This is a genomic window from Anaeromyxobacter sp. SG64 (assembly GCF_022690745.1).
In the GTDB taxonomy this organism is placed as follows: Bacteria; Myxococcota; Myxococcia; order Myxococcales; family Anaeromyxobacteraceae; genus Anaeromyxobacter; species Anaeromyxobacter soli.
The window spans coordinates 13586-37771 of sequence record NZ_JALCZB010000018.1; the positions used below are offsets into that span (position 1 = coordinate 13586).

Genomic DNA, 24186 nt, shown 5'->3' on the forward strand with positions numbered 1-24186 from the left:
TCAGCCGCTCCCGCCGTCCCCGCCCACCGCGGCGCGTCCCCACCGTCGACGTCGTACGCTCCGTCGACGGCGCCGGCGCGCGGAGGCGTTTGACGCCGGCCCGCCTCTCCGGTTATGCGCCTTGGCCCCATGGCCACGCACCCCAGGCTCGCAGCGCCAGCCCTCCCGGAGCCAGCGCACAGGAGGGGCCCTCCGGGCCGCGGCGCCTGGTGGCGAGAGCCGACCCGCCCGCAGTGGCTCTCGTTCCTCGCCGCCTGGCTCGGCTGGGTGCTCGACGGCTTCGACTTCACGATCTTCCTCCTCGCCATGCGCGACATCGCGAAGGAGTTCGGCGTCACCTACGTCGCGACCGCGGGGAGCATCACCCTCACCCTGCTCGTGCGGCTCGCGGGCGGGCTCGCGGCCGGCGCGCTCGCCGACCGGGTCGGGCGGAAGCTCCCGCTCATGATCTCGATCGCGTGGTTCGCGCTGTGCGACGGCGCGGTCGCCTTCGCGCCGTCGTTCGGCTGGGTGCTCGTCTTCCGCACGCTGTTCGGGTTCGGGATGGGGGCGGAGTGGACTGCCGGCGCCGCGCTCGCGATGGAGAGCTGGCCCGTGCGGAGCCGCGGGATCGCGTCGGGCCTGCTCCAGGGGAGCTGGGGGGTTGGCTTCATCCTCGCGGGCGTCGCGCACGCGTGGGTGGTGCCGGCCTTCGGCTGGCGCCCGTTGTTCCTCCTGGCCGCGCTTCCCGCGCTGCTCGTCATCCCGATCCGGCTCCTCGTGCAGGAGAGCGCGGAGTGGCGCCGCGCGGCGCGGGAGCGCCCGCGGACCTCGCTCGCGGAGCTCGCGCGCGAGGGGGTGCTCCTGCGGATCGCCTGGGCGAGCGCGCTCCTCGGGATGAGCTTCTCCGTCTACTACGGCCTCACCGGGCTGTGGCCTGCGCTCCTGCAGGGCGAGCTCGGCCGGCCTCCCGGCGACGTCGCCGGGCTGGTCACGCTGTTCAACGTGGGGATGATGGTGGGCGCGGTGGGCTGCGGCTGGCTCGCGAGCCGCGCCGGCGTGGTCCCCGCCCTCGCAATTCCGCTCGTCCTGCTCCTGCCGGCGCTGCCGCTCCACGTCGGCCTCGCGCCCGGCCTCCTGTGGGCGGGTGCGCTCCTCGCCGGCGTGCTCGGGGCGGGCACCTCCGGCGTGACGCCCATGCTCTTCACGCTGCTCTTCCCCCCGCACGTGCGCGCCCGCTCGATGGGCGTTGCCTACCACGTGGGCGCGCTCGTCGCCGCGGTCACGCCGACCCTCGTGGCCGCACTGCACGAGGACGCGGGGGTCCCGCTCTCCCGCGCCATCGCCGGCGTGGTCGCCGCCGCGGCCGCGCTCACGCTGGCGGTGCTCTTCCTGCGCCCGCGCGGTGCGCTGCCGGACGGCGGGGCGCCGCTCCCGGACGACACCGCGCGCTGACGTTCAGCGCAGCGCCGCGGGCCAGAAGCGCCAGGTGCACGCGGCCTCGCTCTCGAGCGTGCCGGCCACCTCCTGCACGAGGGTGCCGTCCGGGCCGATCCACGGCGCGGGCGGCGCGCGCCAGGGGAAGCGCTCGCAGGCCGCCGCGCCCGGGAGGGCGAGCGTGCCGCACACCTCGCCGTCCGGCGCGACGATCTCGAGCGTCTGCGCGCAGGCCCCGCTCCCGTCGGGGCCGCTCCGCGCGAGCGCGTAGGCGCGACCCGCGAGCACCCGGTGCAGCGCGGCGCCGCCCGCCGCGGCGAGCCACGCGGGGACGGGACCGCCGGCGAGCTTGCCCGCCTCGAACCGGCGCACGAACGCGCCCGCGCCGTCCTGCAGGGCGAGGCTCCCGTCGAGGAGCGCGACGAGCGTCCCCGGCGCGGCGACGCCCGCGTCGAACGGCGGCCCGAGCGGCGCGCCGTCCGCATCGAACCAGCGCGCGGCGACCGCGCCCGGCGCGCACGGCGTGACGCCCGACCAGAGGACGAGGATGTGCCCGGCGGGATCGGTGCCGACGGCGAGGGCGGAGGAGGAGCGGAGCACCGGCGCGTCCGCCTCGCGGTGCGAGACCTCGACCGTGAAGAACGCGCGCAGCGCGCCGCGGGCGTCGAAGCGCGCCGCGTAGATCCCGTTCTCACCCTCCGCGTCCCCCGGCCCGGCGGAGACGACGAGCGCGCCGCCCGCGCCGTCCGGCCCGACCGCGTAGGGCCCCGAATAGCCCGAGCGCTGCTGCAGGAGCGTGAAGCCGGATGGCCATGGATCCGCCGAGACCGGCGTCGTCCGCCCGTCGGCGGTGAAGGTCGCCGCGCCCGAGGCGTGGCGGTAGGCGAGGAAGCCGGACGGCCCGCCGAACACCTCGGCGCCCCCGAAGAGCTTCGCGGGATCCGCCGCGTACCAGGCCTGCGTGCCGTCGGCCCTCCAGACCGCGAATGCGCCGGTGGCGTACGTCGGCCCGTAGAGCAGGCCCGCTGCGACCGCGCCCGTGCCGTCGGCGGCGGCCGCCGTGCACACCGCGCCCGCGCCGAAGGCGGGCAGGCTCGCGGTCATCGCGGGGGGAAGCGCCGGGACGGTGATCCCCGCGCACGACCCGCCGGTGGTAGCCGGAGCGGGTAGCTCCGGCGCGCTCGCGCAGGTGAGGCGGGTCACGTCCGCGTCCGAGAGGCGGCTGCTGCCGGTCCCGACGCCGTCCTTCGCGCCTGGATTCCCGCACGCCGACAGAACGACCACCGCCAGGAGCACGTTCGCCCGCATCGGGACCTCCGGGCGAAACCTACGTGCGGTGGGTCGGCCAGGCGACGCCCGTCCGGCGCGCCCCTCGGGAGGCTGGACGGGGAGATCCCGACACCTCGCCGGCCGGGACGGCACCGGCACGTGTCCCCTTCAGGCAGGCGCGCGCGCTCCCGGGGCGTCGGTGGCGATCAAGCGTCCCGCAGCCATCAAGGCGGCCGCTCGGTCAGCATCCGCTTGACCGGACGACCCGCCGTTATTTAGGATGTCCGTTATAACGGACACACGGCCGTCACAACGAAAGGCCCCAGGAGGGGAAACGTCATGCATGGAATCGGATCGAAGCTTTGGCGGCTCGCGGCGCTCGCCGCGGTAGCCACGGGCGCGCTCACCGCGGCGCCCGCGCGGGGCGCGGAGCAGGCCGGGGCAGGCGGCGAGACGAAGCTCCTCAACGTCTCGTACGACCCGACCCGCGAGCTGTACGACGCGGTCAACAGGGCGTTCGCCGCCAGGTGGAAGGCGAAGACCGGCCAGGACCTCAGCGTGCGGCAGTCGCACGGCGGCTCCGGCAAGCAGGCGCGCGCCGTCATCGACGGGCTCGAGGCCGACGTGGTCACCCTCGCCCTCGCCTACGACGTGGACGCGATCGCCGCGCGGGGGCTCCTCCCCGCCGACTGGCAGAAGCGCCTGCCGGAGCGCGCGTCGCCGTACACCTCGACCATCGTCTTCCTCGTGCGCAAGGGGAACCCGAAGGGCCTGCGCGACTGGGACGACCTCGTGAAGCCCGGCGTCCAGGTGATCACCCCGAACCCGAAGACCTCGGGCGGCGCACGCTGGAACTACCTCGCCGCCTGGGCGCACGCGGTGAAGAAGAGCGGCGGCGACGAGGCGAAGGCGCGCGAGTTCGTGAAATCTTTGTACCGGAACGTGCCGGTGCTCGACTCGGGCGCCCGCGGCTCCACCATCACGTTCGTGGAGCGCGGGCTCGGCGACGTGCTCCTCGCCTGGGAGAACGAGGCGTTCCTCGCCGTAGAGCAGCTCGGGAAGGGGAAGTTCGAGATCGTGGTGCCGCGCTCGAGCATCCTCGCGGAGCCGCCGGTCGCGGTGGTGGAGCGGAACGCCGACCGGCACGGGACCCGCGCGCTCGCGCAGGCGTACCTCGAGTTCCTCTACACGCCCGAGGGCCAGGAGCTCGCCGCGAGGAACTACTACCGGCCCCGCGATCCGGCGGTCGCGGCGCGCCATGCGGCCCGCTTCCCCAGGCTCGAGCTCGTCACCATCGACGCCTTCGGCGGCTGGCAGAAGGCGCAGGCCGCGCACTTCGCCGACGGCGGCGTCTTCGACCAGATCTACACGCCCGGTCAGTGAACGGCGTTCCCTGAGACCTCCCGGAGAAGACCCATGAGCTTCCGCCTCTCGCTCGCCGCGCTCGCGGCCGTCGCTACCCTGCTCGCCCCGCCCGCCCGCGCGCAGGAGAAGACCTCCCCCGTGTTCTACGGCGTGCTCAACGTCCAGGCCTCGCGCCTCGACGCGCCCACCCCCGGCGCGAACACCTCGACCGTGGAGCTTCGGCGCGCCCGCATCGGCGCGCGCGGCGAGGTGACGCCGCACGTCGCCTACTCCTTCCTCTTCGACGCCGCCGACGCCTCGGTGAAGGACGCCTACGCGGCGCTCCAGGGCTTCTCGCTCTTGCCCGGGCTCGAGCTGCGTGCCGGCCAGTGGAAGACGCCCTTCGGCTACGAGCAGCCGGAGAGCGACACGAAGCTCCTGTGGGTGACGAGCTCGTACGTGGTGGCGGCGCTCGCGCGCTCCACCACGACCTCGAGCCTCACGGCGAGCTCCGACGCGCGCGACCTCGGCCTCGGGGTGGTGGGGCGGTGGAGCATCGCCGGCGGGCTCGGCGCGGACCTCGCCGCCTCGGTGGTGAACGGCGCGGGCCCCAGCCGGCGCGACGACCTCGACGAGAAGAACGTGTGGGGCCGAGCCGGGCTCTCGCTCGCGGCCGGCAGGACGACGGTGCGCGCGGGTGGATCGTACGGCTACGGGCGTCAGCTCGCCGGCCTCGGCGCGAACGGCCGCTTCGACGGCGTCGGCGCCGCGGTGGACGACACCTCGTTCTACTTCCTGACCTACGGCGCGGACGCGACGCTCGACACCCCGTATCTCTTCGCGGCGGCCGAGCTCATCCAGTCGGAGCGCGACGTCTTCACCGCCGCAACGGGCGCGCGCTCGGACGCGCTCGCGCGCGGCTGGTACGCGGGGCTGTACGGGAAGACCCCCTGGAACGTGGGCCCGGTCTTCCGGGCGGAGCGCTTCGACCGCAACCGCACGACCGCCGGCGATCGCAACGAGCGCTACACGGTGGGCGCCTACGTGGACCTCCTCCCCATCAAGGCGCGGCTCATCGCCAACTACGAGCTCGATCAATCGCAGAAGGCGGTGCGGACCGGAGATCGGGCGGTCCTCTTCGGGCAGGTCATCTTCTAGGGCGGGGCGGGGCCCGGGCCCCGGCGGTCGGATCGACGCCGGGGCCGACTCTCCTTCGCTGCGAGCGCGGCGCGTGCCCCGCCTCCGGAGCGAGCGATGCGGCCGGTAGGCCGCGCGGCCACACCGGCGCACGCGTTGATCCGATGTGCCCCCACCGGTATCGTGCCGGGACCGTGCGGCCGAAGATCCTCCTCGTCGACGACAACGCCGAGCTGCTCTCCCTGCTGGCCCGCCTGATGGAGGCCGAGGGGTGGACCCCCATCGCCGTCGGCAAGGGCCACACCGCCATCTCCAAGGTCGCGACCGAGAAGCCCGCCGCCGCGGTGGTGGACGTCCTCTTGCCGGACATGATGGGCTACGACGTCGCCCACGCGCTCCGGAACGCGAGGGTGCCGTTCGTCTTCATGACGGGCGTGTTCAAGGGCGGCCGCGCCGCCACGGACGCGCGCACCCAGCACGGCGCGGCCGAGTACTTCGAGAAGCCGTTCGAGGCGCACAAGCTCGTGCTGGCGCTGCGCGCGCTCCTGCCGGCGACGACGCCCGCGCCCACGCGCACCCCGGCGCCTCCGCCGCTCCACGGGAACGACTTCGACGTGGAGGTCGCGGTCGAGGCGGACGAGCCCCTCGAGCCGATGGAGCTCACCGGCAAGGTGGTCCTCACCGAGGACGGCAAGGTCTCGGCGGTGCTCCGCGGCGAGACGGTGACGGCCGCGTCGGTGGGGAGCCCCGCGCGTCCGCCGCCCCGCCCCGCCCCGCCGCGCCCGCCTCCGAGCCGCCCGGGGCCCGACCTGTCCCGCACCGAGGGACGGCTCGAGGACAACGTCCCCGAGCTCATCACCGCCTTCCACCTCGCGCAGCAGACCGGCGAGCTGACCCTGCAGAAGGGCAAGGTCAAGAAGACGATCTACTTCGAGAAGGGGCGGCCCTGCTTCGCCATCTCGAACCTCGTCACCGACCGCTTCGGCCCGTTCCTCGTGCGCGTGGGCAAGATCACCACCGCCCAGCTCGAGGAGTGCCAGGCCGCCGCCGATCGCTCCGGCCGGCGCACCGGCGACATCCTGGTGGAGATGAAGCTCCTCAAGGACACCGAGAAGCTCTACTACCTCGCCCAGCAGGTGAAGGCGATCGTCTACTCCGTGTTCGGCTGGGAGGAGGGCGAGTACCGGATGCACTTCACCGACCGGGCCGCCCAGGAGGCGATCAAGATCGACCTCCACCCGGCGAACCTCATCGTCCGCGGCGTGAAGAAGCTCTACAAGCCGGAGCGGCTCTTCCGCCTGCTCAGCCCGGAGGACCGGCTCATCCCGAGCCCGCAGCCGGCCTACGGGCTGCACGAGGTCGAGCTCGAGCGCTGGGAGGCGGAGACGCTGCCCAGGGTGGACGGCACGCGAACGGTCGCCGAGATCGTCCACCACGCCCAGCGGCCCGAGCACGCGGTGTACGGCTTCCTCGTCGGGATGTTCGCGCTCAAGATCCTCGACCGGAGCTGAGGCCCGGGGCTCGCTCCCGCGGTCCACCCCCACGCCGCTCGCCCGCTCGCTTGGTCCGTCCCGGCGCGGGCCTCCCACGATTACAGCTTCCCGCGATCGACCGCTCGCCCCGCCGCCCGTGGGGGCGCGCGACGGCGCATTCCGCACTATCGTTTTTGCGGAGCGCGACCATGCATCTCTTGGATCTCATCTTCGGCGTTGCGATCCGGGGGCACCATTTCTTCGAGGATGGCTGGGGTGATCGCGCGATCTGCGCGTCCGCCGATCCGGAGCTGCTGCTCCGGCGCAGGACGCGGCCCATCGACGTCCGGCTCTCACCGAGCAGGCGCGCGCACGGCGGGATCGTCCGCGACGGGACGTTCGAGAGCCCGGAGGAGCGGCTGCCTTCCTGCGCGCGCACGGCGCGAGTGAAGCTCCTCCTCCCCGAGGGCGAGCTGCGCGGCGTGTTCGTGCACCTCGCCGCCTCGGGCGACCAGGGCTTCGGGATGCGGCTGCGCTTCGCCGAGCCGCTGCTCGCGCACGGCGTCGGCGCGGCGGTGCTCGAGAACGCGTACTACGGCGCGCGCCGTCCGGAGGCGCAGCTCCGTCACGCGGTCCGCTCCGTCGCCGACATGCACCTCATGGCGGCCGCGACCTTCCTCGAGGGCCGCGCGCTCCTGCGCTGGCTGCGCGACGCGGTCGGCGCCGAGCGGGTGGGCGTGACGGGCTACAGCATGGGCGGCCAGCTCGCGGCGATGGTGGGCGCCGCGGCGTCGTTCCCCGTGGCGGTGGTGCCGGTCGCGCCGGCCTGCTCGCCGGACTCGGTCCTGCGCGCGGGGGTGCTCCGGCACGTGCCCTCCTGGCCGAAGCTCGCCGGCGAGGGCGAGAGCGAGGAGTCCGTGCGCGAGGCGCTGCTCGCCATGGCCGCGCAGTTCTCGGTGACCTGCCTGCCGGCGCCCGTCTATCCCGAGGCGGCCATCGTGGTCGGCACCGCCTCCGACGGCTTCGTGCCGCCGTCGGAAATGCGGCGCATCGCCGAGCACTGGGGCGCCGAGCTGCGCTGGTTGCCCGCCGGACACGTGAGCGCCATCCTCCGCCACCAGGGCGCGATGCGGCAGGCGATGCTCGACGCGCTCGAGCGGCTCGACGCGGCCCCGCTGCCGAGGCGCCGCCCGCGCCGCGAGGCGCTGCGCGAGGACGCGGTGAAGACGGCGCCCCCCGCGATCGCGGCCCGCTCCGGCCGGCGCGACCGGCCGCGCGGCGCTGCGCTGCGCCAGCGGCGGCCCGCGACGCGCAGACCCCCTCGGGGATGATCCACGGGGGCTGCGCCCCCGCCCCGCCGAGCGAAGCTCCGCGCGCTCGTGCGCGCGTACCGATCGATGCCCCACCCCGACAGCCGGGTCCCGTGCGCCGCCGCGAGCGGCGTCGCCGCTTCCGCGGCGGCGCCCCCGCGGGGGGGGGGGGGGGGGGGGGGGGGGCGCGCCGATCGGCCGTTCATCGCCGGCAGACCGCCGCGAGGGGATCCCGTTCAGACGTGCGTCGGGTCGTGCCCCGTCGCGAGCCGCGGGATGCGCGTGGCGACGGCGAGGTGCTCCCGGGTGCGGAGCCGGGCGAGGACACCGCGCGGGTCGGGCGCGGGGCCGGCGAAGGCGAGGAGCCGCTCGACGCGCGCGCGCGCCTCGGCGAGCCGGGCGCGCGGGATGCGCCCGCCCTCGACGGCGGCGCGGACGAGATCGATGGCGCGGTGCTGCACGCCCGCGGTGTGGCAGACGAGGAGGGCGTCCACCCCCGCCGCGACCGCGCCCGGCGCGGCCTCCTCGAGCGGGAAGTGCTCGGCGACCGCCTTCATCTCGAGGTCGTCCGAGATCGCGCAGCCCTGGAAGCCGACCCGCTCGCGCAGGAGCCGCATCACCTCCGGCGAGAGCGTGGCTGGCCGGCGCGGGTCGAGCGCCTCGAAGACGACGTGCGCGGTCATCACGGAGGCGACGCCCGCGCGCGCGAGCGCCCGGAACGGCGCCAGCTCCACCTCCTCGAGCCGCGCGAGCGGGTGCGGGAGGCGGGGCAGGTCCTTGTGCGAGTCCTGGCTCGTGTCGCCGTGGCCGGGGAAGTGCTTCGCGCAGGCGGCGACGCCGGCCGACTGGAGCCCCTCCGCGAGCGCCACGCCGAGCCGCGCGACGGCGGCGGGATCGCGCGAGAACGCGCGATCTCCGATGACGGGGTTCGCGGGGTTCGTGTCCACGTCCACGACCGGCGCGTAGTCCTGGTCGATGCCCACGGCGCGCAGCTCCCGGCCGAGGAGCGCGCCCACCTCGCGCGCGAGCGCCGCGTCGCCCGCGTCGCCCAGCGCGCGCATCGGCGGGACCTCCGTGAAGCCCTGCGGCTCGCGCAGGCGGGCGACACGGCCTCCCTCCTGGTCGATCGAGACGAGGAGCGGCCGGCCCGCGGCGGCCTTGAGCGCGTGGACGAGCTCCGCCACCTGCTCGGCCCCGTCCACGTTGCGGCCGAAGAGGACGACCCCGTACACCCCGCGCCGGACGAGCTCCAGCACCTCGGGCGACGGGGTCTTGCCGTGGAAGCCGACGCAGAAGAGGCCGGCGACGTCGCGGTCGAGCGTGGAGATCACCGCGCCATCCTAGCCACGGCCGGGCGGCGGGCAAGGTGCCCGCTCCGCGGCGCTGCCGTGCCGATCGGGCCGCGGGCCCGACGCTCGCTTCAGCTGATGAGCACTCCCTCGAGGAAGAAGGCCGCGAGCGCGAGGACGAGGAGGACGGACCAGAGGGGGATCGTGCGGCCCGCCCCCGCCGCCTGCGCGTCGCCCTCGACCTTCGCGTGCGTCTCGCCGCCGAAGTAGGCGGTGAGCTCCTTCGGCTCGAGCCGCCGCGTGTCGGACTCGCGCGGATCGGGCGAGACGGCGAACGCGAGGCGCGGCTCGAGCCGCTCGCCCTTGCCCTGCGCCGCCACCTTCACCTGCCAGAGGCCCGGCTCGCGCGGCGTGACGACGAGCCCGCCGCGCTCTCCCTCGCGCAGCCCCATCCGCTCGAGCTCCGCCGGCCCCCGTTCCCGCCCGCCCGGATCGACGAGCCCGGCGAGCCGCTCGCCCGGCTCGAGCCGGATCGTCCGCTGCGCGCCCACCACGAGCGCCGGCTCGCGCCGCTCCTCGAGCCCGCCCGCCAGGAAGCCGGCGAAGCGCTGCATCGCCGGGAGGAAGCTCGTGCGGATCGGCCAGTCGGTCCAGTCGCGGTCGGCGCTCGAGGTGAAGAGCAGCACCCGGCCGCGGCCGCGCCGCGCCTCGACGAGCGCCGGCGCGCCGTCGTCGAAGCTCGCGAGCACCGTCGCCGGGGCTCCCTTCGGGCCGGGCTTCGCGAGGACGTAGCGGTAGGTGCGCGTGCCGAGGAGCCCCTCGCGCGCCTCGCCCACGAAGATCGACAGCGCGGGGTGATCCCAGGCCACGTCCGCGAAGCGCGCGGCCCGCGCCGCACCGTCGGCGGGCGAGGCGGCGGTCTTCACGACGTGGAGCGGCATCGGCAGGAGCTTGCCGAGCTCGCGGTCGTACGCCTCGGGATCGACCTCGTCGCCGAGCGAGAGGAAGAGCCCGCCGCCGTTCTCCACGAACCGCTCGAGCTCCGCGGCCTTCGCGCCGACGCTGCGCACGTTGAGGAGGAGCACGACGTCGTACCTGGAGAGGTCCTCGCCCGGGAAGGCGTCCGCGTCCACGAGCTTCGGCCGCACCGGCGACGCGGGCGAGGCGAGCGCGGACTCCACGAAGTAGGCCTCGTCCCGGTAGCGCACCGGCGAGGGCGCGCCGTCCACGACGAGCGCCCTCACCTCGCGCGGCACGACGAGGGCGACCGCGCGGGCGTCGTCCATCGGGAGCGCGTCCTCCGGGAGCGCCACCTGCAGCACGGCCGGGCCGCCCTGCGGGAAGGCATAGGAGAGCGTCTTGCGCACGGTGCCGCCGGCGGGGAGATCCACGAACGCGCGGATCGCGGTCTTCGCGCCGGGGCCGGCCCCGGCGGAGAGCCCGAGCGGAACGTCCTTCCGCGCCTCACCGCCCGCGCTCGACACGGCCGCGGTGACGCGGTAGCCGCGGGGGCCCGCCGCGGGATCAGGCTCGGCGTCTAGACCGACCACCGCCAGGTTCGGGAGCGGCGCGCCGCGCGCGGCGTCCTGGACGGTCACCTCGGGGAGGATCTTCCCCTCCGGCCCCTCGATCACCGGCGGAGGCACATCGAGCCGCCAGGCGCTCGCGGCGAGGTCGGTCGCGACGACGACGCGCTTGCCGAGACGCGCCTGCGCGGCGGGGCTCGCGAGCGCGCGCACCGCCGCGCCGACGCAGGCGGTGAGGTCCGCGTGGCCCGCCCACGCCTCGGCCTGCTCGAGCAGCCGGCGCACCGCGGCGCGGTCGAAGCCCGGCGGTTCGGCGGCGGGCGTCTCGGCGCCGCACACGACCGCGGTGGCGGGCTCGTCGGGACCGAGCGCGGCGAGGGCGCCGAGCGCGTCGGCGCGGGCGCGCTCGAACAGGGCCCGCCCGCCGAGCCGGTAGCGCATGGAGCCGGAGGCGTCCAGTACGATGGCCGTGGCCTTCGGCCCCTCGACGACCGCGGCGGCCGCCTCCCCCGGCCGCTCCGCGCGCGGCCGCGCGATCGCGAGCGCCGCGGCGGCGAGCAGGAGGGTGCGCGCGGTGAAGAGCAGCACCTTCCGGATGCGCAGGCGCCGCTGCGTCTCGCGCCGGGCGCGGAGGATGAAGTCGATCGCCGGGAAGGGCGTCGGCCGCGGGCGGCGGCGGAAGAAGAGGTGGATCGCGAGCGGGATGGCCGCGGCGAGGAGGCCCCAGAGGAGCGCGGGGTTCAGGAAGCCGATGCTCATGCGGCGCTGCGCTCGCGGCGGGCGAGGAACGGGACGAGCACCTCGTCGAGCGGGCGGTCGGTGCGGCAGAGCGCGTAGTCCACGTCGGCCTCGGCGGCGGTCCGCTTCGTCTCCTCGAGCCAGCGCCCGAGCACCTCGAGGTAACCCTTCCGCACGTCGCGACCGTGCGCCTCCACCTGGCGCGCGTCCTCCATGGAGAGGAACAGGGTCGGATCGTCGAACGGGAACTCGAGCTCGGCGGGATCGAGCACGTGGAAGATCGTGACCTCGTGCTTGCGCCGGCCGAGCTGGGCGAGCTTCTTCACGATGCGCTCGTCCGGGTCGAGCAGGTCCGAGAAGACCACGACCGAGGAGCGGCGCGGCGCGTTCTCGATGATCCAGTCCACGGCCGCGTCGAGCCGCGTCTCGCCCTGGGGCCTCGCCGCCTCGAGCGCCTCGACGACCGGCGTCAGGTGGCTCGCCGACGCGCGGGGCGGGATGGCGCCCGCGACGTGGCCCTGCACGAGCACGAGCCCGGCCGCGTCCTGCTGGCGTACGAGCAGGTAGCCGAGGGACGCGGCGAGCGCGCTCGCGTACTCGAGCTTCGAGAGCCGGTCGGGATCGCCGCGGTAGCCCATCGAGCCGGAGGCGTCCACGACGAGGTAGGCGCGGAGGTTCGTCTCCTGCTCGAAGCGCTTCACGTAGTACTTGTCGAACTTCCCGTAGGCCTTCCAGTCGATGTGGCGGATCTCGTCGCCGGGCGCGTACTCCTTGTGCTCGGCGAACTCGACCGACTGGCCGTGGTGCGGCGACTTGTGGAGCCCGGAGAGCACGCCCTCCGTCACCGCGCGCACCCGGAGCTTCAGGGTGCCGAGCTTCGCGAGGACGGCGGGATCGAGGAGGGGGCGCTTCGCGTCGGCCATCGCGCCGCTAGCCCTTCACCTTCTCGAGCAGCCGGCCCACGATCTCGGCGCTCGTCACGCCCTCGCTCTCGGCGCGGAAGTTCGCGATCACGCGGTGCACGAGGACGTTCCTCGCGAGCGCGCGCACGTCCTCCACGCTCGCCGCCATGCGGCCGTCGAGGATGGCGCGGCTCTTCGCGCCGAGCACGAGGTACTGGCTCGCGCGCGGGCCGGCGCCCCAGGAGACGTTCTCCTTCACGAAGTCGGGCGCGTCCGGCTCCTTGGGGCGCGTCGCGCGCACGAGATCCACAGCGTACTTGATGACGTGGTCGGCGGCGGGGACGCGCAGGACGAGGTCCTGCAGCTCGCGGATCTTGTGGGGCGAGAGGATGCGCTTGAGCGGTGGGCGCGACGCGATGGTCGTGGAGCGGACGATCTCCTGCTCCTCCTGCGCGGTGGGGTAGCTCACCGTCACGTAGAACATGAACCGGTCGAGCTGCGCCTCGGGGAGCGGGTAGGTGCCCTCCTGCTCGATGGGGTTCTGCGTGGCGAACACCAGGAACGGCAGGTCGAGCGGGTAGGTCTCGCCGCCGGCCGTGACGCGGTACTCCTGCATCGCCTGGAGCAGCGCGGCCTGGGTCTTCGGCGGCGTGCGGTTGATCTCGTCGGCGAGCAGGAGGTTCGCGAAGATCGGGCCGGCGACGAAGCGGAAGGCGCGGCGCCCGGTGGTGTGGTCCTCCTCGAGCACGTCGGTGCCCGTGATGTCGGAGGGCATGAGGTCCGGCGTGAACTGGATGCGGTTGAAGGAGAGGTCGAGGACGTCGGCGACGGTGGAGATGAGGAGCGTCTTGGCGAGCCCCGGCACGCCGACGAACAGGCAGTGCCCGCGCGCGAAGAGCGCGACGAGGAGCGAGTCCACGACCTCCTTCTGGCCGACGATGCGCTTCTCGATCTCGGTGAGGAGGAGCCGCCGCGCCTCGTGCAGCTCGCGGACGGCCTGGAGATCGGCCTCGGGGTTGGGCGATGCGCTCGTGTCGAGGGTCGTGGTGGACATGGCCTGTTCCGCTCCGTGCCGGCTAGTGGTCCGCGAGTATCCGCGCAAAGCCCGCTTCCCGCGAGGCGCCGCCCGGGTCCCCGCTCGCCTCGAGCGCCTTGGCGAGGCCGGCGTGGATGTCCGGGTCGAACGGGTCCTGTCGGTTCGCGACGAGGAGGTGCTCCTTCGCGCCCGCGAAGTCCTTGCGGGCGAGCAGGATGCGGGCGAGCCGCACGTGGAGCGCGGCGTAGTCGGGGCTCCAGCCGAGCGCCTCGCGGAGCACCCGCTCAGCCTCCCCGTCCGCGCCGGACATCATCGCGGCGAGCGCGTACTGGTTCGAGAGGATGGGCACCCGGGCGCCCACCCGCTGCACGGCCTTGCCGTACTCGATGCGCGCGGCGGTCCACTTGCCGCGCGTGCGCATGATCTCGCCCAGCCGCGCGAAGCCGCGCGCGCGCTCGTCCGGGATCTCCGCCCACTCGGCCCACTGGCCCGCCTGCTTCGGGTCGTCCTTGAAGCGGAGCTTGGCGAGCGCGTGCTCGCCGCCGCGCGGCAGCGCCCGGCTCCCCATGTGGCGGCGCCACTCGCCGAGGAAGCGCGGGAACGGCACGCCGAGGACCTCCGACACCGCCGCCTCGGTCGGCTCGCCGCGCGCGAGCGCGTCGAGGATGCGCGGCAGCACCGGCGGGCCCCGCTGCTGCACGAGGTACTCGATGGCGAGGGCGACCTGCGCGTAGGCGAGCGCGGCGCGCTCCTGCGAAGGCAGCTTCGCGAGCGAGGGGTGCATCTCCTCGAAGGAGACGAGGTCGTTCTTCTGCACCGCCTCGCGCACGAGCGCGGCCGACACGGGCGAGATCGGCTCGCCGCCCCCGCGCCAGTCGTCCTCGAACCACTTCGCGAGCCCCTCCTGCAGCCAGATGGGCGCGCGGTTGCGCGACTTCAGCGTGAGCACGTGGTGCGTGTACTCGTGCGCGGCGGTGTCGAGCCAGTCGTAGCCCTTGAGCAGCGCCTTGGGCGAGAGGAGCATCAGCTTGTTGAACTTGCACACCGCCACCGTGCCGGAGGTGCGGATCTCCTGCTCGCTGAGCGTCGAGACCTTGGCGAGCTCCTTCACGTCGTTCACGATCTCGACCGTCAGCCGCGCATCCGGCGTGAAGGCGAGGCTTCTCGCGAGCGCGGCGCGCTGCCGCTCGAGCGCGTCCACGAGGTACGGCACGAGCACCTCGTCCTTGCCCTTCGGGTACGCGACGACGAAGTGCTCGCTCTCGAAGCGGGCGTCGTCCTTCGTGACCTCGAGCGCGGCCTTCGCGAGGGCGAGGTAGCCGGCGGGATCGCCGAGCCCCGACGACTCGACGAGCGGCACCGCCTCCGCGTAGCGCTGCTCGTAGAAGCGCAGGAGCCCGGCGGCGAGGCGGACCGCCGGCTCGTCGGGGCTCGCCGCGAAGAGCGGCTCGATCACGGCGCGGGCGCTCGCGACGTCCTCGTCGGCGAGCGTGCGCAGCGCGCCGGAGATCCGCTCCGGGAGCGCGAGCTTCGGGCGCGGGGGGCGCGCGGGCGAGGCGTGGGGGGTGACGTTCTTCGCGGGCGGCGCCGCGGAGGCGGGGGCCGAACCGGCGACGAGCGCCGCGACGAGGGCGAGCGCGAGGGCCCTCACTTGACGAGCTCCTCGTAGTAGCGCTGCACCTCGCCCTTGTAGCGCTCCGGGGCGCCCTGCCTCATCGCGTCGAGCAGGTCCTTGCGGAACTCCTCGGGCACCTTGTAGGCCTCCGCGCCCGGGATCTTCACCTTCTCCCGCGACGCCTCGCGGCCGTCGCCCGACTCCTCGCCGCCGCCCTGCTCGCCGCCGAACGGGAACGGGAAGCCCATCCCGCCCCCGCCGCCCTGGCCCTGGCGCTTCGCGGCCTCCTCGAGCCCCTTCTGGAAGCGCGCGAGCGCGTCGAGCGCGAGCGCCTGCTCACCGTGGCCGCGCTGCGGGTTGCGGTTACCGAGCTCCGCGGCGGCCTCGCCCATGTGGCCGCGCGACTCGCCGAGCTGCGCCTGCGCCTCCTGCGGGAAGATCGGCGCCTGCTGCATGAGCTCCCCGAGCTTCTGCTGGAGCCCCTGCGCCTTCTGCTCGAGCGCGCCCTGCTTCTTCGCGAGCTCGCCGAGCCGCTTCTGCGCCTCGGGCGGCAGGACCGAGCGCGGGTCGGGGAACATCTTCGAGAGGGCGTCGCGGATCTCGCGCGCCTTCGGCACCGCCGCGTCCACCGCGCGGTGCGCGTCGGCGATGGACTCGCGGGGCGTGCCGAGCGCCGGCTGCCGCGACAGCTCGGCGTCCTCCTCGAGGTAGCGCGAGAGCCGCTCCACCGACGGGGCCGCGCGCTGCGCGGTCTCCCAGGCGGCCCCCATCTCCTTCATGCCGAGCGCGCGCTCGAGATCGGAGAGCGCCTCGCGCGACTGCTCGTACTCCATCTCCGAGCGGTAGGAGATCCCCGGCGCCGCGCGCTCCACGTCCTTGCGCGCCTCGCCGGCGAGCTCCGCGAGGCGCTTCACCTCCTGCTCCGAGGCCCTCACCCGCTCCTGCAGCTTCTTGCGGTACTCCGCGCGGACCTGGTCCGTCTCGCCGGCGGTGGCCTCCTGCTCCGCCTTGACCTTCTCGAGCTGCTCCTTGAAGGCGAGCATCTCCTTCATGAGCGCCTGGGCCTTCTCGTCCGGCCGCCCCGCGGTGCGCTGGAGCCCGGCGAGCATCTGGTCCATGGAGGAGGCCATCGCGTCGAGCGCCTTCATCGCCGCCTCGACGTCGCCCTTCGCGAGCAGCTTCTCCACCTCGTCGAGCCCGCCCACGAGGTCCTTCGAGCGCGCGAGCTCGGCGAGCGCCTCGGCGTTCATGTGCTCGTCGTTGAAGCCCTTCGAGAGCTCGGCCATCTGCGCGAGCAGGTCCTTCACGCGCTCCTTCATCCGGCCGATCTCGGCGAGCAGCTCCTTCTTCGCCGCGTCGCTCGGCGAGGCGCGGTACTTCTCCATGAGCGAGGCGAGCTCGCGGCGGCGGCTCGCGAGGTCCTTCGCGAGCCGGACGAGGTCCTCGGCGCGGCGCTTGTCGAGGAGCTGCTCAAGGTAGAGGGCGCCCTTCTCCAGCTCCTGATCGAGCAGCCCGTCGAGCGCGGCCATGCCGCGGAGGAGCGAGGCGTCGGGCCGGATGCGCACGCGGATCGCCTGCGCCACCGAGCCGCGCGGGCCGGCGACGCGTCCCGCGGCGGAGCGGATCGCGCCCGCGACGTTCGTGAGCGCGTCGGCGACCTCCCGCGGGCCGGCGCGGTCGCGGCGGATCTCGCGCGCCGCGTCGCTCATGCGCTCGTGCAGGTGGCGCGTGCGGACGTCGAGCGCCTGCACCGGCGCGAGCCGCTCCGCGGTCGTCACCGGTCCGGCCGCGAGCGTCTCCAGCCGGTCGCCCAGGACCCCCACGAGCTCCTCGAACACGGCGCGCGCGTTCTCGAGCACCTGCCGGCGGTGCTCGGCCTCGGAGTAGATCTTGAGCGTGTGCGTCTCGGTGCGGGTCTTCTTGGGGCCGGAGACCGTGTCCGTGTCGAGCGCCTCGAGCCAGTAGTCGAGCCGCTCCCCCTCGCCGAGCTTCTCCGCGACGAGGTCGAGCTCGTACACCCCACCGTCGCGGCGCAGCCCCTGCTGCCGGCGCAGCACCCGCCGCTCCTCCGCGCCGCCCGCGCGCTTCAGGACGAGCGCCGCCTCGGAGAGCCCCACGTCGTCCTCGGCCTGCCACTCGATCGCCACGCGCGCGTTCGCGTCCACCTCCAGCTCGCGCTCCGGCGCGGTGATGCGCACCTCCGGGAACGCGTCCGGCTCCACGACGATCGGGATGGGCGGTCCCTCGGCGACGACCGCCTTCCCGTCGAGGTAGCGGAAGCGGTAGCTGCCGCCGTCGGTCACGAGCAGCCGGCCGCGCAGGTCGCGCTTGCCGCCGACGGACAGGGCGAAGCGCTTCACCGGCGCTGCCGCCGGCTCCGCTCGTGGCTCGACAGGCTCACCGCGAGCGGACTCCTTTGCGCCAGCGGGCCGTTCGGCGGGCCTACCGGGACCAGACTCGTTCGTGCCGGTCCGGGGCTGCCTCTCCGCGCTGACGCCGACGCCGGCCGGCTGCGCACCCCCGGCGCGGCCCCGAGCGGCGGGATCGAGGTCGAACGCGATGACGAGCTCGGCCTGCTTCACGTCGCGGTCGGCGCGCGTCTCGAGCGTGACCTCGGTACCCTTCGGCGCGCGGATCTCGCCCCCGGTGCCGGAGAGCGTGCGCGGCTCGCGCTTCATGTACGCGGGGTACTTGAAGGTGAGCTGGATATCGCCCGTGATCGGGTCGGCGGCGGGGGCGGGCGTGCCGGGCGGATCGCCGAGCAGCACGCGGCCGTAGGCGTGCGCGAGGGGGCTGCCGCCGAGGAGGAAGGCGGCCGCGTGGGCGCCGAGCGCGAGGACGAGCGCGAGCCCTCCCCGCCGCGCCCAGAGATCCGGCACGGCGCGCGCGAGGTCCACCTCCTGCGCCGCCTCCGCGGTCCGCGCGAGGTGGGCGTCCACGAGCGCGACCGAGTAACGCCCGCTCGCCTGGATGGCCTCGCGCTCGCGCGCGAGCTCGACCGAGGACAGGAGGTCGGAGCGGAGCGCCGGCGCGTCGCGCGCGACGGTGCGGGCGGCGGCCTCGGCGCTCCAGGCGGTGCGGAGGAGCGCGCGGATCGCGAGCGCGGCGGCGGCGACGATCGCCGTGGCAGCCGCGGCGAGCGTCAGGGATCGCATGCCGATGCGTGCGCCGAGGTAGAGCGCCACCGCCCCCGCGAGCAGCACGGCGAGCCCGGCCGCGAGCCCGAAGCCGAGCGCGGCGAGCAGGACGATGCGGAGCTGTCGGCGCCGCGCCCCGTCGAGGACGCGCGCGATGTCACCGTACGCGACGGTCATCGGCCCTTTCGTAGAGAAGCGCCCGCCCTCGGCCCGGCGGGTTCAGGGAGGATAACGCGGGCAGGTCCGGGGTGCCCCCGCGGTGTTACGCACGGGGCAGGTGTGCGGCGCACCTCTCTGGGAGCGCGCCGTCCAGGGTGTGCTAGTTTTCGCCCTCCGCTTGAATTTACACCCCGGAGCAGCCGTCCGACCGATGGAAGCTGACGACCTCGCGCTGGTCTCGAAGGCCCAGGCAGGCGATCCCGCCGCCTTTCGCGCGCTCGTCGTCCGCTACCAGAGGAAGGTCTACGCCGTGGCGCTCGGCATCGTGAAAGACTCGGACCTCGCCTGGGACGTCGCCCAGGAGGCGTTCGTGCGGGTCCACGGGCACCTGGGCGCGTTCGAGGGCAAGTCGTCGTTCTCGACCTGGCTCTTCCGCATCGCGACGCACCTGTCCATCGACGCCGTCCGGCGCGAGCGCGTCTCGCAGAAGGAGGACGTTGACGAGGTGCGCGAGAGCGACCTGACCGGCGGCGGCGAGGGCATCCTCGCGACGACGCTGGGGGACGATCCCGCCGAGAACGTGCTCCGCCGCGAGATGGCGGAGAAGATCCAGGACGCCCTCGCGACCCTGCCCGAGAAGCACCGGACCATCCTCGTGCTGCGCGAGGTGGAGGGGCTCTCCTACGAGGAGCTCGCCGAGCGCCTCGGGATCCACAAGGGCACGGTGATGAGCCGGCTCTTCCATGCGCGGAAGAAGATGCAGACCGCGCTGCGCGGCTACGCGGAGCGCAGCGCAGGGGACGACGAGGAGTCGGCGCCATGATGGACTGCGTCCGCTACGCCCCGATGCTCGGCGCGCGCCCGGGAGAGCTCACGGAGGAGGAGCGGCGCGCGCTCGACCTCCACCTCCAGGGCTGCGCCAGCTGCCGCGCCACCGCGGCGGAGCTGGCCGCGCTCGACGGCCTCGTAGGCGAGTCGCTCCTCGCACGCGCGAACGCCCGGGACTTCGCGCCGTTCGTGGACCAGGTGATGGCGCGGGTCGGCGCCGCGCGTGGGCTCGCGCCCGCGCGCGGCCGGCGTGGCTTCCTCGGGTGGTTCCGGGCGCACCCGCGGGCCGCGCTCGCCTCGCTCGTGCCGGTTCTGGCGGCGGTCGCGCTCGTCGTGTACGTTCGCCTCGAAGGCGGCCAGCTCGGCCAGGTGGCCTCCCTCGAGCTCTCGACCGAGGGCGAGGTGACGATGGTGCTGCAGACGTCGGACGGCCCGGTGGTGCTGCTCGACGACGGGGAGCACTCGTGACTCGATGCCGCCGCTCGTGCTTCGACAGGCTCAGCACGAGCGAGCCTGCGAAGCTTCAGGAGACCCGGTGACCCGCACGCTCTTCGCCGCGACCCTCGGCGCCCTCCTCGCGATCGGCGCCGGCCTGCCCACGGCCGCCCACGCCGAGGTGCCGGTCAGGGTTCGCGTCATCAAGGGCTCGCGGCAGGGACCGGCCAAGGTCGATCCCCGCCTCGAGGACCTGCGCCGCCAGCTCTCGCCGCTCGCCTACGTCCGATGGGATCAGGTGAGCGAGCACCGGATGGAGCTCGAGCGCGGCCGGACGCAGTTCGTCGAGCTGCCGGGCGGCGAGAGCGCCGCGCTCACGCTGCAGGAGCGGCACGGCGACACGGTGACGTTCGAGGTGGCGCTCACCTCGCGGAACACCCAGTCGCGCCTCACCGTGCAGAAGGGCCAGCGCATCGTGCACCAGGTCACCGGCGAGAAGAAGGGCGAGGCCCTCTTCCTCACCGTGAACGCCTGGCCGTAGACGGCCCCCCACTCCTCGACGAGTCGTACCCACCGGCCGGCGAGCAGCTAAGGTCAGCTCGGATCGAGGGATGAAGCGCGCGCCCCTAGGCGGCGACCGCTTGCCGCCTCCGCGGTGACGGGCAGCGCAGCGCGCGATGAGGCGGGAAGACGCTAGTCGTCGTCCTCACTCGACGCCGCCGCGTACCGGTACTGATAGTGGTACGCGCTCCCCCGCCCGAGCCCCCGCTCGACCGAGACGGAGTTCAGAACGATCCCGTGCACCCGCGCGCCCGCACGGCCGAACCCGCGCAGCGCCGCGACCACCTCGCGGAGGGGATGGGCGCCCCACTTCAGCACGAGCAGGTTCACGCCGGCGTGACGCGCGATGAGCGCCGCGTCGGTGACCGCAAGGATGGGCGGCGTATCAACCAGCACCACGTCGAAGCGGCCCGCGAGCTCGGCCAGGAGGCGCTGGAAGCGCTCGCTCCCGAGGAGCTCCGCCGGGTTCGGGGGGATCCGGCCGGTCGAGAGGAACCGGACGTTCTCGCTCCCCGTCTCGCGCAGCGCCTCGTCGAGCGAGAGCTGCCCGCCGAGGACGTCGGAGACCCCGGGCGCGCGGGGGACGCCGAGGTGGCGGTGCAGGTAGCCGCGGCGCAGGTCCGCGTCCACCACCACGACCCGCTTGCCGGACTCGCCGAGCAGGTGGGCGAGGTTCACCGTCACGAACGACTTGCCGACGCCCGGCGCCGCACCGCCGATGGTCACGATCGGATTTCGCGCCTCGAAGAGGGCGAACTGGAGGCTCGTCCGCAGGCTGCGAAGCGCCTCGACGGTCATGTTCGCCGGATCCGTGGCGGCGAGCACGGGGACGGCGCGGCGCTCCTTGATGGCACGACGCTCGCCCTCCGCGTGCCCCTCGCAGCGCGGGATGCTCGCGTGCACGCCGAGCCCCGTGGCTCGCTCGATCGCCTCCGGGTCCTCCATGCCCTGATCGAGCGCGCGGCGCGCGAAGGCGATCGCGACGCCAGCGGCGGCGCCGAGGAACAGGGCGAGGAGCACCACCACCGCCTTGCGGGGCGCGACGGGCTTCGCGGGGAGGATGGCCGCGTCGAGGATGCGGACGTTTCCGACCGTCCCCTCCTTCACGACCTTCAGCTCCTGGGCGCGGTTGAGCAGGGTGAGGTAGAGCTCGTTCGCGACCTTCACGTCGCGCAGCCGCCGAGCGGATTCGAGCTCCGCCTCGGGCAGGTCCTTCATGCGCCGGTCGATGCGCGCGCGCTCCTCCGCGAGCCGGGAGAGCTTGTCTCGCATCGCGACCAGCACCGGGTGGCTCTCCGTGAACTTCTGCCGGAGCGCCGCGTACTCGACCTGCAGCTCGGAGATGCCCTTCTCGACCTCGACGACGCGCTGCAGGGCGGCCTGGGTGGCGAGCGTGACGTCCACGGCCCCGTCTCGCGCGCGGTACCGCTCGAGCTCGACCTCCGCGCCCTCCAGCTTCGAGCGCAGCGCGGGCAACTGCTCATCCAGGAACTCGAGCGTCTTCTGCGCCTCGGCGCTCTTACGCTCGACGTTCTGCCGGAGGTACTTGCGCGAGAGCGAGTCGAGGATCGCGGCGATCCCGGCGCGATCCGGCCCCTCGAGCGCGAGCTGCAGCACGCCGGTCTTCTTGCCCTTCTCGGAGATGCGCAGGTCCTGCTGCAGCCCCTCCACGACCTCGTCGCGCGGGCGGCGCGAGATGCGGAACTCCGTCCCCGGCCTGGCGAGCAGATCGGCGACGAAGATCTCGAGCCCGCCGCCCGAGACCTGCTCGCCCACCTTGCCCTGGGCGAGCGCGCGTCCGTCCTCACCCTCCACCCGGTAGGCGCCGCCCTCGCCGGCGACGAGCGTCAGCTCCTCGGCGGCGAGCGCCGGCGAGAGCTCGAGGCGGCCGAGCGCGATCCGCTCGCCGCCCCAGCCAAACGCTCCGAGGCCGAGGACCGGTCCGCGGGGCTCCTCGCCCCGGTAGGTGCGTGCGAAGGCGCCTCCCACGAGCGGGAAGCGGCGCGGCCGCGCGACGAGCTCGAGCCGGAGCTCGTCCACGACTGCGCCCACGAGCGCCCGCGACCGGAGGATCTCGATCTCCGTCTCTGCCGGCGAGCTCTCGCCCAGCATGTCGCTCATGTCATCGAACCCGAAGCCACCCTTCTTCTGCTCGACCTGGACGAGCACGTCGGAGCGGTAGACGGGCGTCGCGAGGAGCGCGTACGCGCCGCCGATGAGGACCGCGGCGGCGGTGGCCGCCGCGATGAGCCAGCGGTTCGCGACGATCACGTCGAGGTACTCGCGGAGCGAGACCTCGTCCTCATCTCCCACGTCGGCGGCCGGCAGCTCCTCCGGCGGCGGCGCCGACCTCGGGACGACCTCCAGGGCCACGTCTCCGTGCTTCGACATTGGACTAGTTCCCCTGGAGCACGTTCTGGCCGCGGTTGGCGAGATCGACGCTCTGCCAGATGCCCTGTATGGTCGGGAGGATCTGCGTCACCACGCGGTTCCAGTTGGTGAGGCCGTACGGCGCCACGTAGACGACGTCGAGCGGCTCGAGCTGGAACTGGGTGGCGAGCAGCATGGCGTCGGCGCTCGAGGCGTTCAGCCGGTAAACGCGCGGCGCGTCGTAGCGGCCCCGGAACACGTACACCTCTCCCGGGTTCGACGACACCGGCGAGAAGCCCTCGGAGTCGCCGATGGCCTCGGCGAGCGTCATCCGGCCGCGCGCCATGAGCTTCGACGACTGGCGCATCACCTCGCCGAGCACGAAGACCTTGTTCTCCTCGCGCGAGGGCACGTGCAGCACGTCGCCGTCCTTGAGGAGCCAGTTCTGCGAGCGATCTCCCTCGTCGTAGAAGGCCTGCAGGTCGAGCCGGTAGGTGCGGCCTTCGCGGGTGAGCGCGACGCCCCGCGTCCAGGCGCCGGGCGCGAGCCCGCGGCAGGCGGCGATGGCGTCCTGCACGCGCAGCGGCACGTCGCTGATCGGGAGCGTCGTGGGCTGCACCACCTCGCCCGTCACCTCCACGCGCTGCCCACGGAACGCGGCGATGCGCACGTCGAGCTGCGGGTTCTCGATGTACTTGCGCAGCCGCTCGGCGATGAGGACGCGGACCTCGGGGAGGGTCTTGCCGCCCACGTCGATCACGCCGACGTGCGGGTAGAACATCGTCCCGTCCGCCTGCACCGCGTTGCCGAAGGTCTCCGCCGCGCGGAACTCACCGGCCGGGATGGTGAGCTCCGGATGATCCCACACGATGACGGACAGCACGTCGAACGGCGCGATCCGGTACTGCCAGCTGGCGGCCTCGTCTGCGAGCGGGTCCTTCGGGCGTGCGCTCGCGGCGCGGACGCGCGCCTCGGCCTGCTCGACGAGCACCTTGGAAGAGATGGGGACGATCGCGATGGGCTGCTCGGCGGTGCCGCGCGCCTCGAGCTTGTCCGGCTTGAACTGGAGGCCGGGAGCGATGGAGCGGCAGCCCGTGGCGAGGAGGCCGAGCGCGGCGAGACCGAGGGCGGCCGGGCGAGCGAGCGTGCTCACGGCACCCTCCAGAACGCGCGATCGAAGTCCTCGAGGCCGCGCTCGATGAGCGCCAGGGCCGACTCGAAGGAAGCACGGGGCAGGTGGTACGGATCCGGCACGTCGAACCCTCCGAACTTTCCGATGCGGTGCACGCGACCACGCGCAGAGGGCGCGATGGCCTCGATCTGCCGCTGGTGGCCCGACTCCATCACGAGCACGAGGTCCGACGCCGCAAGCATCTCGGGGGTGAGCTGGCGGGCCCGGTGGGGCGTGAGGTCGATCCCGCGCTCCGCCAGGAGGGCCACCGCGATCGGGTCGGCGCCCCGTCCCTCGAGCGCGCCGAGCCCCGCCGACTCCACGCGGCCGCGCCCCCGCGCCGCGAACCGCGCGCGCAGGAGGGCCTCCGCCATGGGGCTCCGGCAGATGTTGCCGACGCACACGATCAGGACTCGGTCGAGCATCTGTTCACTTCTGGAGCGTCTGGCCGCGAAGAACGGCACGCCCTGT

At 74.1% G+C, this 24186-nt stretch carries 18 protein-coding genes; 8 read left to right on the forward strand and 10 right to left on the reverse strand.

The features are described from left to right. The first annotated feature begins 129 nt into the window (after positions 1-129). On the forward strand, positions 130-1434 hold the full coding sequence (locus MNZ29_RS07905; protein ID WP_242335517.1) for an MFS transporter: 1305 nt from the start codon (positions 130-132) through the stop codon (positions 1432-1434). A 3-nt stretch (positions 1435-1437) separates the two neighbouring features. Here MNZ29_RS07905 and MNZ29_RS07910 read toward each other — a convergent pair whose 3' ends face one another. Then, complete coding sequence (locus MNZ29_RS07910) at positions 1438-2724, reverse strand: hypothetical protein (RefSeq protein ID WP_242354710.1); 1287 nt, start codon at positions 2722-2724, stop codon at positions 1438-1440. Between the two features lie 300 nt (positions 2725-3024). Here MNZ29_RS07910 and MNZ29_RS07915 point away from each other — a divergent pair, with 300 nt between their 5' ends. The 4 genes from MNZ29_RS07915 to MNZ29_RS07930 all read left to right on the forward strand — a co-directional run bounded on the left by MNZ29_RS07915 (position 3025) and on the right by MNZ29_RS07930 (position 7969). After that, positions 3025-4068: a sulfate ABC transporter substrate-binding protein gene (locus MNZ29_RS07915; RefSeq protein ID WP_242354712.1), complete on the forward strand. Its 1044-nt coding sequence runs from the start codon at positions 3025-3027 to the stop codon at positions 4066-4068. A gap of 33 nt (positions 4069-4101) precedes the next feature. After that, complete coding sequence (locus MNZ29_RS07920; RefSeq protein ID WP_242354713.1) at positions 4102-5187, forward strand: porin; 1086 nt, start codon at positions 4102-4104, stop codon at positions 5185-5187. A 173-nt stretch (positions 5188-5360) separates the two neighbouring features. Further along, entirely contained in the window at positions 5361-6677 is a 1317-nt protein-coding gene (locus MNZ29_RS07925) for a response regulator (protein WP_242335532.1), read from the forward strand. Between the two features lie 170 nt (positions 6678-6847). After that, positions 6848-7969, forward strand: a complete 1122-nt coding sequence (locus MNZ29_RS07930) for an alpha/beta hydrolase family protein (protein ID WP_242335535.1) — start codon at positions 6848-6850, stop codon at positions 7967-7969. Between the two features lie 215 nt (positions 7970-8184). Here the strand turns inward: MNZ29_RS07930 and nagZ are convergent, their stop codons facing one another. The 6 genes from nagZ to MNZ29_RS07960 form a co-directional block, all read right to left on the reverse strand. After that, the gene (nagZ, locus tag MNZ29_RS07935) at positions 8185-9279 is read right to left on the reverse strand and encodes a beta-N-acetylhexosaminidase (RefSeq protein WP_242354715.1); all 1095 of its coding nucleotides are present in this window, start codon (positions 9277-9279) and stop codon (positions 8185-8187) included. 89 nt (positions 9280-9368) lie between these two features. Further along, positions 9369-11522: a BatA domain-containing protein gene (locus tag MNZ29_RS07940; protein ID WP_242354717.1), complete on the reverse strand. Its 2154-nt coding sequence runs from the start codon at positions 11520-11522 to the stop codon at positions 9369-9371. Further along, positions 11519-12424 (reverse strand): DUF58 domain-containing protein, encoded by a 906-nt coding sequence (locus MNZ29_RS07945; protein WP_242354719.1) that lies wholly within the window; start codon positions 12422-12424, stop codon positions 11519-11521. Before MNZ29_RS07945 ends, MNZ29_RS07940 begins: the two co-directional genes overlap by 4 nt. Positions 12425-12431: 7 nt before the next feature. Continuing rightward, complete coding sequence (locus MNZ29_RS07950; protein ID WP_242354721.1) at positions 12432-13457, reverse strand: MoxR family ATPase; 1026 nt, start codon at positions 13455-13457, stop codon at positions 12432-12434. A 22-nt stretch (positions 13458-13479) separates the two neighbouring features. After that, positions 13480-15090 carry a peptidase MA family metallohydrolase gene (locus MNZ29_RS24900; RefSeq protein WP_242354722.1) on the reverse strand — a complete coding sequence of 537 codons (1611 nt, stop codon included), beginning with the start codon at positions 15088-15090 and terminating at the stop codon, positions 13480-13482. Further along, positions 15087-18368 (reverse strand): DUF4175 family protein, encoded by a 3282-nt coding sequence (locus tag MNZ29_RS07960; protein WP_242354724.1) that lies wholly within the window; start codon positions 18366-18368, stop codon positions 15087-15089. Before MNZ29_RS07960 ends, MNZ29_RS24900 begins: the two co-directional genes overlap by 4 nt. A gap of 193 nt (positions 18369-18561) precedes the next feature. Between MNZ29_RS07960 and MNZ29_RS07965 the strand changes: the two genes are divergently transcribed. The 3 genes from MNZ29_RS07965 to MNZ29_RS07975 all read left to right on the forward strand — a co-directional run bounded on the left by MNZ29_RS07965 (position 18562) and on the right by MNZ29_RS07975 (position 20154). Then, the gene (locus tag MNZ29_RS07965; RefSeq protein ID WP_242335557.1) at positions 18562-19173 is read left to right on the forward strand and encodes a sigma-70 family RNA polymerase sigma factor; all 612 of its coding nucleotides are present in this window, start codon (positions 18562-18564) and stop codon (positions 19171-19173) included. Beyond that, positions 19170-19646: a zf-HC2 domain-containing protein gene (locus tag MNZ29_RS07970; protein WP_242354726.1), complete on the forward strand. Its 477-nt coding sequence runs from the start codon at positions 19170-19172 to the stop codon at positions 19644-19646. The genes MNZ29_RS07965 and MNZ29_RS07970 overlap by 4 nt, the downstream gene beginning before the upstream one ends. Before the next feature lie 67 nt (positions 19647-19713). Further along, positions 19714-20154 carry a hypothetical protein gene (locus MNZ29_RS07975; RefSeq protein ID WP_242354728.1) on the forward strand — a complete coding sequence of 147 codons (441 nt, stop codon included), beginning with the start codon at positions 19714-19716 and terminating at the stop codon, positions 20152-20154. 152 nt (positions 20155-20306) lie between these two features. On the opposite strand, the gene MNZ29_RS07980 is transcribed toward MNZ29_RS07975, so the two are convergent. The 3 genes from MNZ29_RS07980 to MNZ29_RS07990 are packed head-to-tail and all read right to left on the reverse strand — an operon-like array spanning position 20307 to position 24140. Then, on the reverse strand, positions 20307-22565 hold the full coding sequence (locus MNZ29_RS07980) for a polysaccharide biosynthesis tyrosine autokinase (RefSeq protein ID WP_242354730.1): 2259 nt from the start codon (positions 22563-22565) through the stop codon (positions 20307-20309). Between the two features lie 4 nt (positions 22566-22569). Continuing rightward, positions 22570-23697: a polysaccharide export protein gene (locus MNZ29_RS07985; RefSeq protein ID WP_242354732.1), complete on the reverse strand. Its 1128-nt coding sequence runs from the start codon at positions 23695-23697 to the stop codon at positions 22570-22572. Continuing rightward, a complete protein-coding gene (locus tag MNZ29_RS07990) occupies positions 23694-24140 on the reverse strand; it encodes a low molecular weight protein-tyrosine-phosphatase (RefSeq protein ID WP_242354734.1) in 447 nt (148 codons plus the stop codon). Before MNZ29_RS07990 ends, MNZ29_RS07985 begins: the two co-directional genes overlap by 4 nt. Positions 24141-24186 lie beyond the last annotated feature (46 nt).

Bases quoted from the DNA above. Each gene is read 5' to 3' on its own strand.
- MNZ29_RS07905 (WP_242335517.1), top strand. From the start codon at position 130: ATGGCCACGCACCCCAGGCTCGCAGCGCCAGCCCTCCCGGAGCCAGCG.
- MNZ29_RS07920 (WP_242354713.1), top strand. From the start codon at position 4,102: ATGAGCTTCCGCCTCTCGCTCGCCGCGCTCGCGGCCGTCGCTACCCTG.
- MNZ29_RS07950 (WP_242354721.1), bottom strand. From the start codon at position 13,457: ATGTCCACCACGACCCTCGACACGAGCGCATCGCCCAACCCCGAGGCC.
- MNZ29_RS07980 (WP_242354730.1), bottom strand. From the start codon at position 22,565: ATGTCGAAGCACGGAGACGTGGCCCTGGAGGTCGTCCCGAGGTCGGCG.
- MNZ29_RS07945 (WP_242354719.1), bottom strand. From the start codon at position 12,424: ATGGCCGACGCGAAGCGCCCCCTCCTCGATCCCGCCGTCCTCGCGAAG.
- MNZ29_RS07990 (WP_242354734.1), bottom strand. From the start codon at position 24,140: ATGCTCGACCGAGTCCTGATCGTGTGCGTCGGCAACATCTGCCGGAGC.
- MNZ29_RS07915 (WP_242354712.1), top strand. From the start codon at position 3,025: ATGCATGGAATCGGATCGAAGCTTTGGCGGCTCGCGGCGCTCGCCGCG.
- MNZ29_RS07960 (WP_242354724.1), bottom strand. From the start codon at position 18,368: ATGACCGTCGCGTACGGTGACATCGCGCGCGTCCTCGACGGGGCGCGG.
- MNZ29_RS07940 (WP_242354717.1), bottom strand. From the start codon at position 11,522: ATGAGCATCGGCTTCCTGAACCCCGCGCTCCTCTGGGGCCTCCTCGCC.
- MNZ29_RS07930 (WP_242335535.1), top strand. From the start codon at position 6,848: ATGCATCTCTTGGATCTCATCTTCGGCGTTGCGATCCGGGGGCACCAT.
- MNZ29_RS07965 (WP_242335557.1), top strand. From the start codon at position 18,562: ATGGAAGCTGACGACCTCGCGCTGGTCTCGAAGGCCCAGGCAGGCGAT.
- MNZ29_RS07970 (WP_242354726.1), top strand. From the start codon at position 19,170: ATGATGGACTGCGTCCGCTACGCCCCGATGCTCGGCGCGCGCCCGGGA.
- MNZ29_RS07910 (WP_242354710.1), bottom strand. From the start codon at position 2,724: ATGCGGGCGAACGTGCTCCTGGCGGTGGTCGTTCTGTCGGCGTGCGGG.